Annotated in this window: 13 protein-coding genes; 5 read left to right on the forward strand and 8 right to left on the reverse strand. The window is 59.2% G+C overall.

The genetic code is table 11. From position 1 onward, the window contains the following. Positions 1-25: 25 nt before the first annotated feature. Positions 26-1342 carry an alpha-glucosidase/alpha-galactosidase gene (locus MOV76_RS00670; RefSeq protein ID WP_247263576.1) on the reverse strand — a complete coding sequence of 439 codons (1317 nt, stop codon included), beginning with the start codon at positions 1340-1342 and terminating at the stop codon, positions 26-28. 99 nt (positions 1343-1441) lie between these two features. Between MOV76_RS00670 and MOV76_RS00675 the strand changes: the two genes are divergently transcribed. Next, the gene (locus MOV76_RS00675; protein ID WP_247263577.1) at positions 1442-2308 is read left to right on the forward strand and encodes a helix-turn-helix domain-containing protein; all 867 of its coding nucleotides are present in this window, start codon (positions 1442-1444) and stop codon (positions 2306-2308) included. Between the two features lie 121 nt (positions 2309-2429). On the opposite strand, the gene MOV76_RS00680 is transcribed toward MOV76_RS00675, so the two are convergent. The 6 genes from MOV76_RS00680 to MOV76_RS00705 are packed head-to-tail and all read right to left on the reverse strand — an operon-like array spanning position 2430 to position 8505. Beyond that, complete coding sequence (locus MOV76_RS00680; protein WP_247263578.1) at positions 2430-3101, reverse strand: flavin reductase family protein; 672 nt, start codon at positions 3099-3101, stop codon at positions 2430-2432. A gap of 1 nt (position 3102) precedes the next feature. Then, complete coding sequence (locus tag MOV76_RS00685) at positions 3103-4527, reverse strand: Xaa-Pro peptidase family protein (protein ID WP_018245630.1); 1425 nt, start codon at positions 4525-4527, stop codon at positions 3103-3105. A gap of 45 nt (positions 4528-4572) precedes the next feature. Further along, a complete protein-coding gene (locus MOV76_RS00690) occupies positions 4573-5394 on the reverse strand; it encodes an ABC transporter permease (protein WP_018245629.1) in 822 nt (273 codons plus the stop codon). Further along, positions 5387-6214, reverse strand: coding sequence for an ABC transporter permease (locus MOV76_RS00695; protein WP_018444758.1), 828 nt, complete (start codon positions 6212-6214; stop codon positions 5387-5389). The genes MOV76_RS00690 and MOV76_RS00695 overlap by 8 nt, the downstream gene beginning before the upstream one ends. A 9-nt stretch (positions 6215-6223) precedes the next feature. Next, complete coding sequence (locus MOV76_RS00700) at positions 6224-7273, reverse strand: extracellular solute-binding protein (RefSeq protein WP_018444757.1); 1050 nt, start codon at positions 7271-7273, stop codon at positions 6224-6226. Then, complete coding sequence (locus MOV76_RS00705; protein WP_047620200.1) at positions 7270-8505, reverse strand: ABC transporter ATP-binding protein; 1236 nt, start codon at positions 8503-8505, stop codon at positions 7270-7272. The genes MOV76_RS00700 and MOV76_RS00705 overlap by 4 nt, the downstream gene beginning before the upstream one ends. Before the next feature lie 505 nt (positions 8506-9010). Here MOV76_RS00705 and MOV76_RS00710 point away from each other — a divergent pair. From MOV76_RS00710 to MOV76_RS00725, 4 genes are all read left to right on the forward strand, one after another. Continuing rightward, positions 9011-9943 (forward strand): ABC transporter substrate-binding protein, encoded by a 933-nt coding sequence (locus MOV76_RS00710; RefSeq protein WP_247263579.1) that lies wholly within the window; start codon positions 9011-9013, stop codon positions 9941-9943. Between the two features lie 5 nt (positions 9944-9948). Further along, entirely contained in the window at positions 9949-10785 is an 837-nt protein-coding gene (locus tag MOV76_RS00715; protein WP_247263580.1) for an amino acid ABC transporter permease, read from the forward strand. 129 nt (positions 10786-10914) lie between these two features. Then, complete coding sequence (locus tag MOV76_RS00720; protein ID WP_247263581.1) at positions 10915-12045, forward strand: sugar phosphate isomerase/epimerase family protein; 1131 nt, start codon at positions 10915-10917, stop codon at positions 12043-12045. A gap of 174 nt (positions 12046-12219) precedes the next feature. Next, positions 12220-12966 (forward strand): GntR family transcriptional regulator, encoded by a 747-nt coding sequence (locus MOV76_RS00725; protein WP_026188695.1) that lies wholly within the window; start codon positions 12220-12222, stop codon positions 12964-12966. Positions 12967-13147: 181 nt separating this feature from the next. On the opposite strand, the gene MOV76_RS00730 is transcribed toward MOV76_RS00725, so the two are convergent. Next, complete coding sequence (locus MOV76_RS00730; RefSeq protein WP_309506022.1) at positions 13148-14107, reverse strand: HD-GYP domain-containing protein; 960 nt, start codon at positions 14105-14107, stop codon at positions 13148-13150. Between the last annotated feature and the right edge of the window lie 5 nt (positions 14108-14112).

The raw sequence follows: 14112 nt of genomic DNA on the forward strand, positions 1-14112 counted from the left end.
TTGTGGCTGGCTTACCCGCGGGATTTCACTGATATCTCGGCAGCAAATCGCCGTGCGCATCGATCAGGTCGTCGACAAGGTTCCAGATTTGGTCTGGAGACAATTCCGCAGACGTATGCGGATCGAGCAGAGCGGCTTGGTAGATGCGCTCGCGGTTTTTTGTAAGAGCCGCCTCGACCGTCAACTGCTGAACAGAAACGCTCAAGTTCATGACGGCGGAAAGCTGAGAGGGGATACGACCGACCCGGACCGGCTGAATTCCGTTTCTGTCGACATGGCAAGGCACTTCCACGATACATTCATCGGGCAGATTCTCGATCAGGCCGTTGTTTGGCACATTGCCGTATATCAGCGCCGGGTTGCCGGTTACCGCGGCATGAATGATGCCGGCCGCGTATTCATTGCTGCGGCACACCTCGATCGGCTTGTCGCCTTCCAGTTCCTTCCGCAAGGCATGCCACTCTTTGATCTGCACTTCGCAGCGCCGGATGTATTCGTCCAACGGGATATTGAGCTGATCAATCAGATCCCCTCGTCCCTCCTTGATGTACCAGGAGGTATACTCGGAGAAATGCTCGCTGGATTCGGTGACGAAGTGGCCGAGCCGTTTGAGCACATCGAACCGCACCCGATCGTCCGGCGGAACGCGGCCATCGGCGGCGAGAGCGTTCAGTCTCGGATAGAGATCTTCCAGCCGTCCGTCGCTGTGAACTTTCTCATATTTCAGGAAGAAGGCGACGTGATTGATCCCAGCCGAAACGTAGTTCACGTCGGCAATGTCCTCGCCAAGGCATTGCGCGAGATGCCGGGCTGTGTGTTGCACACTATGACACAAGCCGACTGTCCGGATTTCCGGGGCCAGATCCTTGATCGCCCAGCAGTTGATGGCCATCGGGTTGACGTACTGCATCAGAAGAGCCCGCGGGCAAACCTCCTGCATGTCTCGGCAGATCGCCTCAAGGACTGGTATCGTCCGCAAACCGCGGAAAATACCCCCGATGCCAAGGGTGTCGGCGATCGTCTGACGCAAGCCATATTTTTTCGGAATGTCGAAGTCGGTGACGGTAGCCGGCTTGTAGCCACCGACCTGCATCATGAGGATCACGAAATCAGACCCGCGCAGTGCTTCCCGCCGGTCGAGCGTGGCGTCGATCCTGACGCTTGAAAGCTTAAGCGACTCGCAGATCCGGCGAGCGACGATTTCTGAGGTCTTCAGTCGCTCTGGATCGATATCGAAGAGGCTGATGACGTAGTCGCCGCCTCTCTGCGAGGACAGGACATCTCCCAGAATGTTCTGGGCAAAAACGGTGCTACCAGCGCCAACCAGACAAATCTTCGGCATTGCAATCTCCCCATCGGTTGTGATTGCTTATTGCTCCTTCTAGATCAGAATTTCTTCCTGCTATCGGCTTATTAATTCCGGGATTCGAGTCTTCTACAAATGAAACATAGCCAAAGCCGCGGCGAATGGATTGGATCCCGAGGGCAGTTCCTGATCGAGCGTCACATCGCTGATGCGATGGCCGCACCGCATTGGCACGACCACGTTGAATTAAACCTGCTCATGGCAGGCCAGATGACCTACCTTTTCAATGGAAGGCAGGAACAGGTTGAGGCCGGCCGCCTGGTTTTATTCTGGGCCGCAATTCCCCATCAGACGATCGCTGTTGCCGAAAACGCGCCCCTCGTATGTCTCTATCTTCCCCTTATCGATTTCCTTGGTCTGCCGGTGGACAGAAAGGCCAGGCAGTCGATCATGCAGGGGAGGTTTCTGGCGCAAGCAAATCAGGAAACGATGGATGCGTTGACACTCCCACGATGGGAAAAGGAATGGCAGGGCGGCAGTGCGGCAAGACGGAAATTGATCGTCGAGGAAGTACGACTGCGAATACGACGTCTGATCCTGGACAATGCTGAAATCGACAATTCGCCAACCCATGTCTCTCCGACATCGTTGGCTGACCACGCGGTGCGCCACGTCGAGCTGCTGATCGACCTCATCAATTCCCGATACGCAGATGCGATAAGCGTGCCCGATCTCGCCAAGCTTGCGGGAATGCATCCAAGCACCGCTAACAGCGCTTTCCGAAAGATTCTGGGGATATCAGTCAACGAATACCTGACCCGACATCGGATTGCCCGGGCGATGCAGCTTCTCGCAGACACGGACGATCCTGTCCTCCAGATCGGATTTGACTGCGGGTTTGGTTCCAGCAGCCGCTTCTACGAGATTTTCAAGGAGCGAACGGGTACGACCCCCCGTCATTTCCGAGAAGCGGTGAACTCCAAGAACACTCCGGCGCCTTGATGCGATATGAGCTGTCGCCCCCCCAAATTGCTCGCGGGATCGACAAGAAGGAGTTGATGCTCGATATGTCGGCGTGAGGATCGGACGAGGTCCGTGAGAAAATCTCGGATTGGTGGCAAGCTCAAGCGGTGGCCGCATTCGAAACCTCTTGGCGCAAAGCCCACTCCTCCTTCGTCAGAGTCTTGATGTCGAACTGGTCGCGCGTCCTGGCATAGGTGTGGCCGCCCATCCTGCCGACGGCATCCATTCGCTGTTGGTCGATGTGCAGGTTCGCCGGATTGACCGCATCGCTTCTGACATAGACGCCGAGCACTTCGCCAAGGATGATTTCGCGGGCGGGACCGACCTGCAGGGTCGTGTGGCGGCGGCATTCCAGCGCTGCGGGGGCTGCGAGGATGCGTGGGCTTCTGACCATCTGTCCCGGTACCGTTGTCAGTCCGGCTTCCGAGAGTTCATCGACTTCAGGCCCGAACTTGATGGCGCAGACCTCCATCCGCTCGACGAGCGCGTCGTCGCAGATGTGCACCGTGAATTCGCCGGTTTCGCGGATGTTGCGGGCTGTATCCTTGAAGCGCATGTCGCCATAATTCTCGACGCCGATCGCAACGATTGCCGGGTCGTGGGTGAGAACGTTGAAGAAGCTGAACGGGCCGGCATTCGGCAGGCCTTCCTTGCTCAGAGTGGTGACCAGCGCGATGGGGCGCGGGATGACCGTGCCGATGAGGATCTTGTAACGCTCGCGCTCGGTCAGCTTGGCGAAATCGAAATGCGTGTGTTGTTTATGATGGGTCATGTCAGGCCTCGGCAGCGACGCGGTGGGTTTCAAGCGGGGTATGGCGGCTGAGGTTCTCAAAACCGTCCTTGGTCACGACATACATGTCGCCGATATTGCAGCCGGCCGACAGCGGTTCCAGCCATTGGGTGTGGAGGACGAAGACCATGCCCTCCTCCATCCTGTCGTAGTTGTGCGAGGAGATGTTGAAGCTGTTCTGGCCGCCGGCCATGCCGACCGAATGGCCGAGGTTCGGATTGTGCGGTCCGTGCGTTGCCGGATAGACATGCATGAGCTTGCGGCCCTGCGCCTCCCAGTCGATGTCCTTCACATACTGATTGGGGATCAGGCGTGCTCCGCCGTCTTCCATCGGCGACCAGTTATAGGGCATGGTGCGTGCCTCGGGTGACATGAGCATGCCGCGCTCGATCATCGGTTCGAAGGCGGCATTGTTGACGTCGCGCATCAATGCGCCGGGTTTGACGAGCCTTTCGGCCCGCTTGACGCCTTCGGTGCAGGCGGCAAGCACATCCTCCTGATGGCTGGTGATGTCGCCGATCGCGATCATGCGGGCGGTCTGGGCCGTATAGCCGCGATAGGTGACGTTGGAGATGTAGAGGTTGATGAGGTCGCCCGGGCGGACGATGTGGCCATAGGGCTTGCCGCAATGCGTGCCGAATTCGTTGATACCGATCTGGTAGCCGTCGCCAGTCTCGCCGCCGAGTGCCATCTGCGCATAGGTGAAGGCGGCCAGGATTTCATGGTCGGTCACGCCGGGCCTTGCCACATGATAGGCAGCCTGCGTGCCGATGCTGATCAGCTGGGCGGCGGCGCGGAAGATCTCGATCTCGCGCGGCGAGCGGACTTTCTGCATGCGGTCGAGAATGGCGTTGTCGGCAACGAACTTGTTCTTCGGCATCAGTTCGTCGAGCGCAGACCAGAGGGTCAGCGAAGTGCGGTCGCCGATCCTGCCGATCTGGGCCTTGGCGAGACCGAGATCGGCGAGAACCTTTGCGCATTTCTCGGCGGTCTTGACGACGGAATCCCCGGGGCGGTCGGCATACTCGCGGCCGATCGGGCCGATCTGCCAGATTTCGTCGACGAGTACGGGCTCGCCGCCCGGCGGCAGCAGGACGGATTGCGTGAAGAAGGACAGAAGCACCATCGCCTTGTCGGCGTCGGTCGGGATGATCAGCACGCCCTCGCGCATCCAGTCGCAGATATAGCGCAAATAGGCATTCGAAGCGTGGAACCACCCGACACTGCCGGCATGGACGATCAGCGCGTCATGACCGGCTTCGACCGCCTGACGGCGAATTCTGCGAAGGCGATCCTCGAACTCTTCGACAGGAAGCGGCAGCGGGGCAGAGAAATCGAAATCCGGCTGGAAATCGGCCAGCAGCGATCCCATCCGATAGGCGCCAGCGTTTGTCGGGCGCATGTTCATGAGTTTGTTCCTTCCAAGTTCAGGCATAGGTCAATGACGGATTGTTCAGGCCTGCCGCGGCGGCGCGAGAACGCGCCGCGCAACCAGCAGTCCCACCAGCGTCACGGCGATCAGAATTCCCGAGATTGCCGCGACGCGCACATCAAGCGATTCCTCGATCAGCGCGAACATGCGCAGCGGCAAGACGGTCGTTCGGGCGTCGGCGAGGAAAAGCGATACCGACACATTATCGAGCGACTGGATGAAGACGAGGAAAGCGCCGGCCAGAATGCCGGGCATCAGCAGCGGCAAGGTCACACGCCGCAGCGTCATGAACCAGCTCGCGCCCATGGTGGTCGATGCCTCAGCAAGCGAGGGATTGAGTCCTTGGGCGACGACGGAGGCGGCTCGGTACATCAACGGTCCGAAGACGACCACATGGCCTGATACGGTCAGCCAGAGCGACGGCTTGAAGCCGATGAAATTGGCGACGATCAAGGCGGCAAGGCCGTAGACGAGGCTCGGCAGAACGAGCGGGGCGAGCAGCAGCGGCTCGATGGTGCCGGCGGTGCTGCGCTTCATGCGCGTCATGCCGATGGTTGCCGGAACCGCAAAGATCAGCGATCCGAGGACGGCAAGGCCGGCGATCTTCAGCGAGTTCCAGGCGGCGATATGTTCGGTGGCCGAGCGCACGGGATCGAGCAGCGCCGCGTACCACCTGAGCGAGAAGCCCTGCGGCGGGTATTTCAATGTCTGCCCCGAGGTAAACGACATCGTCAGCGCTATCACGATGGGTGCCACGAGATAGATGACGCAGAGCCCGCCGCAACCGTAGACGAATGCCTTGTAGAGCATGACGGGCATGGGATTTTCGCGACGATCACGCATGACCGACCAACCTCCTGTGACGGGACATCATGGTAAGGGCGACCAGCAGGCAACCGGTGGACAGCAGGAGAACGACGGCGATGGCCGAGGCCAGCGGCCAGTCGAATAGCGTGCCGACTTCGCGGTAGATCAGCTGCGGAACATAGACGTTGCGCGCACCGCCGATGACGGCCTGGGTGACGAAGGAGCTGCTGGTGCTGGCAAAGACGAGGATCCAGCCTGCCAGCAGGCCCGGCAGCATCAGCGGCAGAAGCACGGTGACAAGGATGCGCCAAGGACCGGCGCCGGAAACCTGGGCGGCTTCCGTCAGTTGGACGGGCGTGCGTGACAGGATCGCGATCAGCGGCAGGATGATCAGTGGCAGGTCGATCTGGCACATGGCCATGACCAGGCCGAGTTCGGTAAACAGCAGGCTCGTCGGCATGCCCACGAGGCCGAGCCCAACCAGCGCTTCGCTGATCGGCCCCTGGCGCCCGAGGATGACGATCCAGGCGAAGGTGCGCACGACATTGCTGGTCAGCATCGGAATGAGCGTCAGGAAAATCAGCACCTGCCGCAGATTTCGGCCGCCATGCCAGTAGAGAAGCGCGATCGGCACGCCGAGCAAGGTCGTGCCGATGACGGTTTCAAGGCCGAGCCTTGCGGTATTGACGAGGACGCGGAAATTGAACGCGTCCCCGAAGAAGCGGGCATAATGTTCGAGGGTTGCTCCGCCGGAGCCGGCGAAGCTGAAACCGACGAGGACGGCGAGCGGCGTTGCGAAGAACGCCACGGAAAGCAACAGCATCGGTAGGACGTATGGGAAGCCGCTCGCCTTCATCACATCACCTCAGCCGGCAACGAGGGCGTCGAACTGGCGAATCCAGTCGTCGCGGTTCTTGTTGATCGCGACCCAGTCTGGATAGACCATGGTCTTGATCTGGTCGCGGGTGACATAGGCTTCGATGCCAGGTGTCAGCGCCACATCCTTGTTGGTCGGGAACATCTCGGTCGGCGGTTCCTTGAGCTGATCCTGGGCAGCCTTGGAGATGGCGGCATCCATGTAGGCGTAGGCCGCATCGACGTTCGCGGAGCCCTTAGTCAGATGGATGTTGACCGGGGCTGCCGGCGAGCCCGTTTCCGGATGAACAAACTCGGCGTTGAGGCCGAGGCTCTTCAGATGCGCGACGTTGCCGGTCGAGCACATGAAGACGGCGATTTCGCCCTGCTGGAACAGCGTCATCTGGTGATTGGTGCTGTCGACGACGCCCTTCAGATGCTCCGGATGGTCCTTGAACAGCTTGAAGACGGCATCCATGTCGTTGGGACCAGAACCGAAGATCTTGGCGATTTCGGTATAGGCCATCACGGCGGTGTTCGAGGCAAAGCCCGTCCACGAGACCTTGCCACTATAGGCCGGGTTCTCGAAGAGATCACGATAGCCCTTCGGCTTCGGAACGAGATCGGGATTGTAGGCGATGCCGTTGACTTCGATGGTCACGGTTGGGCCGTATTCGCCCTGGAAGGACGGATCGAGCATTCCCCAGTTCTTGAGCTTGCTCGAATCGATCTTCTGGATCAGGTTCTTCTCGATGGCGACCGCCATCTGGCCCGGCGACATCAGCAGCGTGTCATAGGGCGGGTTGCCGGGGCTCGCCATGATCTTAGCGAGCTGGTCCTGCGCGAGTGCCGGAGCAACCGTGAGGTCATAACCTGCATCCTTGACCATCGGGGTCAGGACGGTGCGATAGGCGTCCTCCCAGCTCCCTGGAAAGGTGGCAGCGACAGCGCCGCCGCCTGCAGCGCGGACTGCAAGCGGAAGCATGGCAGATGCGGCGACACTGGCCGCCAGGAAACCGAACCCGCGACGGGTAATCTGAAAGTCCTTCATAACGTTCACCTCTGTTGATCTGTTTCTTCACTCATGATTTCCGGTTCGGCCGGAAAGGCGTGACACCTTGCGGTGTCGATCTCTGCAAATAGCTGTGTTCCCGGTTCGGGAATGAATGTGGTGGGTCCTCTGACCTCGGACGTGCGCAGGCCTGTGCCGTCTTCTAGAACAAGGTCATGGACGAGAGAGGGGCCGAGCGGGACGGAAACCGTCATACGGACGGGCAAGGTGCTCTCGCTCGGCTGCGTCGACAGGCGAGCCTCTTCCGGACGGAAGGTGATCGTGAGCTTCGAGCCGAGAGTGAAGCTCAGCCGGCGCGGCAGGAGCAGGGTCCGGTCATTGGCAAGGCCAATCAGGGTGCTGTCAGCATCGAGCCGCAGCACCGTTCCGTTGAGCAGGTTGGCCTGGCCGATGAAGGTGTTGACGAAGAGCGTCTTCGGGCGATCGTAGACCGCCATCGGCGTGTCGATCTGCTCGACATTGCCCTGGTTCATCAGCACCAGGCGATTTGCGAGGCTCTGAGCCTCCTCCTGGTCATGCGTGACGATCAGCGTCGTGATGCCGAGCGTCTTCTGCAGGTGCAGCAGCTCCACCTGCAGATCGAAACGCAGGGCGCGGTCGAGCGCGCCAAAGGGTTCGTCGAGCAGAAGAAGGGACGGGCGTCCGGCGATGGCGCGGGCGACGGCCACGCGCTGCTGCTGACCGCCGGAGAGTTCCCGCGGCAGGCGGTTTCCATAATCTTTGAGCCTGACGAGAGACAGCATCTCCTCGACGCGCTCCTTGCGCTCGGCGCGGGGAAGCTTCTGGCAGGCGAGCGGATAGGCTATGTTTTCTGCGACCGTCAGATGCGGAAACAACGCATAGTTCTGGAAAACCATGCCGACGCCGCGCGAGCGGGCCGAGACATTGGCGAGGTCTTGATCCCCGAGCACAATCCTGCCGGTCTTCGGCTGTATCAGCCCGGCGATGGCACGCAGCACGGTCGACTTGCCGCAGCCGCTCGGCCCGAGCAGGGCAACGATCTCGCCGGCCTCGATATCGAAGGCCACGTCGCTGATGGCATTCTGGCCACCATAGCTGTGGGTGAGGCCCTGAACACTGAGCCGTTTGCGTTCAGCCGTATTCGGTATGCCTGGCATAGGGCCTCCCTGGTTCTGGGGCGGGGTCACGGACTGCTGCGCTGTCTCCGGCACAAGACGGAGGTGCGGTCCAGCGAGGAATTTTGCGTCGAGCTTGTTCATGAAAAGCGAATTGCAAGCGGCATGCCAGTTTTGCAGTTCGCGCTTGACGATAGAAGCAAACATATGAAAAATAATCGATATTTATGATTTATAAAGTTTCGAAAGTTTATAATAAGAGATATTAAATTGAAAATTCGAATTTATGTTTTGTATAAATTTTCGCCAGCATCGTATATTAAATGAGCATCAGATAGCCGCAGTCACGGCCTCTGAGCAGGCGACCATGTGTCGAAAATCATGGGATTTGGCATCTGAGGAGGCGTTTTTTTGGTCTTGTGGGCGGATGAGTCGGTCAAAAATGATACGACAGGGCCAGGTAGCATAAAAATTGTGCATTCGATGTTCGAAACTTTATGCGAATAATACTGCGAAACTGTGTCCGAAATATCGTCATCGACAAAAAGTGTATAAATATCAGATAATTATTGATCAATAACTGCAGGTGGCACGACGATTGCATGGATGATCCCGAGAATTCACCGATACAAAAATGGAAGGGGATCACATGATGCGCATTCAGAAAATCTTGAAGGCCGGAGTTGCCGGAGCGATGGTCACCTTGATCGCAGCCTCTGCCCATGCCGCCGAGAGTGCCGCCGAGAAGATGACGGCCGATGCCGATGTCGCCAAGCTCCCCGGTGTCGTCCTCACGCAGAAGCTCGCCGACGGGCTGCCGCCCTCCGTCAAGTCATCGGGCGTCCTGAAGGTCGCGACCGACCTGACCCCGCCGATCAGCTTTCACGGCGAAGACGGCAAGCTGATCGGCATCGATGCCGATATCGCCGCCGCACTCGGCGTCATCCTGGGTGTCGATGTTGAGATGACCGATGTCGGCGCGGGTGCTGCAATCGTGCCCTCCATATTGGCAAAGCGCTTCGACATCTCGATCTCGGGGATCAACGACGACCCGGAACTCGAAAAGCAGGTCGACGTGATCGACTACATGTATGACGCCACCACGATCATGACCGGCAAGGACAATCCGCTCGGGATCAAAAGCATGGACGATTTGTGCGGCAAGAAGGTCGCCGTTCCTGTCGGTACCTTCCAGGCGAAGATGGTCGAGGCGACATCGGCCAAGTGCGCGACGCCGGTCAACATCATGTCGATCCCGAAAATGCCGGATGTGCTGCAGGCCGTACGCACTGGGAGGGCTGACGCCACGGTCAATGGCTACGCCACCAGCGTCTACACGACCAAACACCAGACCGGAAACGGCAAGGGCCTGCAGGCGCTGCCGGATATCCGCCTTGCCGTCGGTTATCTCGGCATGCTGACCGCCAAGGACAACCCGCAACTGCGCGACAGCGTCGTTGCCGCCTTGCAGCAGATGGTGGACTCCGGCGCCTACGAGACCATCATGAAGAAGTGGAGCCTCGGACCGCTGGCCGTGAAGACCGTCAAGGTTAACGATGCCGCCAACATGCCTGCGGATTGACGCCGATGGCCCAGTTTCAAGCGTCACCAATTTCGCTTACCCTTGCGCCATCGGTCGGAAGACCGATGCGTTGGGGCCAGATCGCAACCGGTGCCATCGCGATTTCAGCGCTGGCCTTCTTCGCGCTCGTCGTCGGGCAGAGCCAGAGTATCCAGTGGTCGGAGATCCCTCGCTATCTCGTGGATCCTTCGATCCTGCGCGGCGTGCTGTTGACGCTTGAACTGACGGCAGGCGCCATGGTGTTCGGCATCGTGCTCGGATGCCTGCTGGCACTGATGGCGACGAGTCAGAACCTGGTCCTGAAGGCGATCGCCGCCGGCTTCGTCTGGTGGTTTCGCGGCGTCCCGCTCATTGTCCAGATCTTCTTCTGGTTCAACATCGCCCTCTTCATCCCGCAGGTCGGGATGGGAAGCTTCACCATTTCGATCAACGATCTGGTGACGCCGGCCCTGGCTGGCTTTCTCGCACTCGGGCTGCATGAAGCCGCCAACATGTCGGAGATCATACGCGGTGGCCTGGTCGCGGTCGATCGCGGCCAGCGGGATGCGGCATCCGCGCTGGGATTGAAGCCGGTGCAGACATTGCGGGCCGTTATCCTGCCGCAGGCAGCCCGGCTCATCGTACCGCCAACCGGCAATCAGGCGATCGGCATGCTAAAGGCGAGCGCCATCGTCTCCGTTATCGGGATGCAGGATCTGCTGACCCAGGCACAGGCGATCTACGCCCGGAACTTCCTGGTGATCGAACTGCTGTTCGTAGCCTCGATCTGGTACCTCGCAATCACCAGCATCGCATCGATCGGCCAGCATTTCCTCGAACAAAGCCTCGTTCCGAAGGGCTGAAGCTCGGCGGAGAGGCCCCGTGTCAGGAGGCGCGGCCGGTAGCGTCGGCTGCCTTTAATTTCACCGAACGCCCAACACCAAAGATCGCCATGGAAGCGATCCGATCAGGAAACAGTAAAGGAGCTTGAAATGAAATTGGGTATCGACGGGCTGAAGCTGCCCGAAGCGAAGAAGCGTGGCCCGCTGGCAAGTCTCGACCATGTCAAGGAATTGGGTCTGGCGGGCATCTTCTTTAGCACTGTCCTCGACATGAGCCCGGATCTCGATGGCGGTTTGCTGCGGGAGATCCGCGCCAAGGCCGACGAGCTCGGCCTTTATCTCGAAAGCGGCATCGGCAAGATCAATCCCTATTGCAGCGCCGAAGCGCCGGAACTGCGAGCAATCGGCGATGGCGACATCATCGCTGGCTTTACACGGATGATCGAGGCGAGTGCAGCAATCGACTGCCGTGAGCTCTGGGTTTCACCTGGTAACTTCAAGTCGGTTTATCGCGGGCGGCTGGCCAATGACCGCTTCCGCACGGATATCAGCTGGGAAGACCAACTTATCGCCATCGAAAAGGTGCTGCAGAAGATAGCCCCCGTTGCCCGCGCAAACGGCACGCATATCAACATTGAAACCCATGACGAGATCACCTCCTTCGAGATCCTGAGGCTGATCGAGGCGGTCGGCTCCGACTGCGTCGGCGTCGTCTTCGATACGGCAAACGGACTGCAGCGAGCCGAGCATCCGGTGTTTGCCGCCAAGCGTCTGTCGCCCTATGTGCGCCAGACCCATGTCAAGGATGCCTATGTCGGTCGCGCCCCCGGCGGTCTCGATTTTCAGACCCGGCCCTGCGGCGGCGGCATAGTTGATTTCGCCGCGATCCTTCCCATTCTTGCGGACGCTAACCCCACGCTGAACCTGTCGCTGGAAGTCGCCCAGTCTGTCGCCGACAAGCCTCGCAAGGCTAATCCGCGGCAGTGCATCGAGATCGAGGATCCGGTCTGGCGAGCTGGCCACCCGGACCTGACGGCGGATGAGCTTGCGGCCTACATGGCGATGGTGGATGCCTATGAAAAGCGGGTCGCCTCCGGAGCGGTTCTCGACTGGGAAGCTTATGAGAGCCGCTGCTACGGCTACCCGACCTATCAGACGCAATCCTACGGCTTCAATGAGGCGATTGTTTTCATCAAGCAGTCGGCCCGCCACATCGAGGCTATTTGCGCCGAAACGGGTATTGCCTTGTCCCCGCCGGCAAAAGAACAAAAGGCAGCCTAGCCTTTGAAGACAGCGCGCGGGCGGAAATTTTCGTCGGCGCCCTCACAGGGGATTTCTATCAAAATCCAGTGGTTGCGCAGAAACATTCTTATAGAAATAATTACAACGAATGGATATTCGGTGCACGAGTAACTGGACACGCAAAACATACCGAGGCTTGAAGTGGTGAAGGCAATAAGGAAGACGCGCCGCCAAAACGTAAAGACGCCGCCCGCGTCCAATGGGGCGGCCGATAGCGCCGACAACAACGACGACGTCTCCGAGCGCATTCGCGCCACGCTGGCGGCAGCTATCGGTGAAGGCGCCTTAAAGCCGGGCACGAAAATCCTGGAGGAGGCGATCGCGGAGCATTTTGGCGTTAGCCGCACGGTCGTACGCGGCGCGCTCGGTGTTCTCGAAAGTGATCACCTCCTGGAGCGAAAGAGAAACCGCGGCACTTTTGTTGCCGAACCCAGCATTGCCCAGGCCAATAACCTGTTCGAAGCCCGCCGAAAACTTGAAGGACTTCTGCTGGAACTCGTTATTGCACGGGCAACGGCCGAACAACTCGATGCCCTGCAAAAACTGACCGACGAAGAAGAGCACATCCATCACCATGGTGATGAGAAGTCCAAGACGGTTCTGTCTGGGAAATTTCATATCGTACTCGCCGAAACCGCCGGAAATCCTGTCTTGACGGAGATGCTCTCGAAGATCGTCGCTCGCCTGTCCCTCGTCATGTCCTTGTACGAAGAAGAGCGTAAGGACGACTGCGGCGCAGACCACCACCGAATGATCGTGGCGGCGCTGAAGGCCAAGGACCTGGCGAAGGCTCAGCAACTAATGGACCATCACCTGGCCGATATCGAGGGCCGCGTGCGGCTCACCGAAGGACACGGTGATCGGCATACGTTCTTGGCTGTGCTGGAGAACTTCTCGTAGTTTCGAACGTCGCCTCCCGAATAAGATATGGCCATCAATGTTCGCCTTGATGATATTCGAACCGACGGGGTGGAGATCGCTCCTGTGCCCTTGGCCTCTGCTGCCGAAGTGACCGCCGATCCGGAGCGGAGTTGCAATTGACGTTTGGCCGGTGCGACGCGCCGTCCGGCAACTGACGGCTCTAGTGGAGCGTGCCGCTGATCACCATTTTTGATACAAATGCGGAAAGAAGCTGGCTGTCGAAATGGCCCGGCGAATTCATCATCATGTTGATTGCCTCCGCTTGCGAGAAGGCGCGCTTATACGGCCTGATTGTGGTCAACGCTTCGTAAACGTCACAAATCGCCGCAAGCCGGGCTACGTAAGGGATCTTCTTTCCGGCGAGCCGACCAGGATAGCCAGAGCCATCGAACTTTTCGTGGTGGTAGCGACAAATGTCGAGCACCTGCTTGGGAACATGCGCGACATGAGAAACCAGCTCATATCCTCGCTGAGGATGCCCGCGCACAAGATCCATTTCCTCGGCCGTCAGTTTACCGGGTTTCGTCAAAATTTCGTCCGGCAGCGCCATTTTTCCCAGATCGTGAACCAGTCCACCCAGTCCCAGGACCCGTACCTCCTCTTCTCCATGACCGAGGCTGCGCCCCAGGGTGATCATCAGTGCGCTAACCGCCAGCGAGTGGAGAAACGTCAGCTCATCTTTTTCCTTCAGCTTCGCAACTGCGATCAGCGCACCGGCATTGTCGAAGGCTGCCGACATGATCCGCTCCACAGCCGAGCTTGCCGCATCGCTGGCAAAAGAGGCTTTGATCCTGGCGTGGGCAAGCATTTGGCGGATCTGCGGTCTCGTATCCTCTACGCATTCCCTCGCCTGCTTGATATCCTTCGCCGAAAACACGGCACGAAGCTGGGCGTCAAACGCAGCCCGGTCGATGTCCTGTGTCGCACCCGGGTCGACATCCGCGCCTTTTCGGACGTCGATCACGACCGTCATCAGGCGGCTTGCCATCAAACTCTCGACCTGACCGGCCGCCGAGATCAGGAACGGCTTGAACCGGCGTGTCCTGTCTTCCCCCTCAATCTCGACGTCCTCGACATACATTCCGACCCGCAATTGGCTGACATGTATCCGTTTTCGCATCTCTG

This window comes from Rhizobium sp. PRIMUS64 (assembly GCF_023006465.1).
Lineage (GTDB): Bacteria > Pseudomonadota > Alphaproteobacteria > Rhizobiales > Rhizobiaceae > Rhizobium > Rhizobium leguminosarum.

Coding starts and splice junctions, on each gene's coding strand:
- MOV76_RS00720 (WP_247263581.1), top strand. CDS start 10,915: ATGAAATTGGGTATCGACGGGCTGAAGCTGCCCGAAGCGAAGAAGCGT.
- MOV76_RS00730 (WP_309506022.1), bottom strand. CDS start 14,107: ATGCGAAAACGGATACATGTCAGCCAATTGCGGGTCGGAATGTATGTC.
- MOV76_RS00690 (WP_018245629.1), bottom strand. CDS start 5,394: ATGCGTGATCGTCGCGAAAATCCCATGCCCGTCATGCTCTACAAGGCA.
- MOV76_RS00685 (WP_018245630.1), bottom strand. CDS start 4,527: ATGAACATGCGCCCGACAAACGCTGGCGCCTATCGGATGGGATCGCTG.
- MOV76_RS00670 (WP_247263576.1), bottom strand. CDS start 1,342: ATGCCGAAGATTTGTCTGGTTGGCGCTGGTAGCACCGTTTTTGCCCAG.
- MOV76_RS00715 (WP_247263580.1), top strand. CDS start 9,949: ATGGCCCAGTTTCAAGCGTCACCAATTTCGCTTACCCTTGCGCCATCG.
- MOV76_RS00710 (WP_247263579.1), top strand. CDS start 9,011: ATGATGCGCATTCAGAAAATCTTGAAGGCCGGAGTTGCCGGAGCGATG.
- MOV76_RS00675 (WP_247263577.1), top strand. CDS start 1,442: ATGAAACATAGCCAAAGCCGCGGCGAATGGATTGGATCCCGAGGGCAG.
- MOV76_RS00695 (WP_018444758.1), bottom strand. CDS start 6,214: ATGAAGGCGAGCGGCTTCCCATACGTCCTACCGATGCTGTTGCTTTCC.
- MOV76_RS00705 (WP_047620200.1), bottom strand. CDS start 8,505: ATGAACAAGCTCGACGCAAAATTCCTCGCTGGACCGCACCTCCGTCTT.
- MOV76_RS00680 (WP_247263578.1), bottom strand. CDS start 3,101: ATGACCCATCATAAACAACACACGCATTTCGATTTCGCCAAGCTGACC.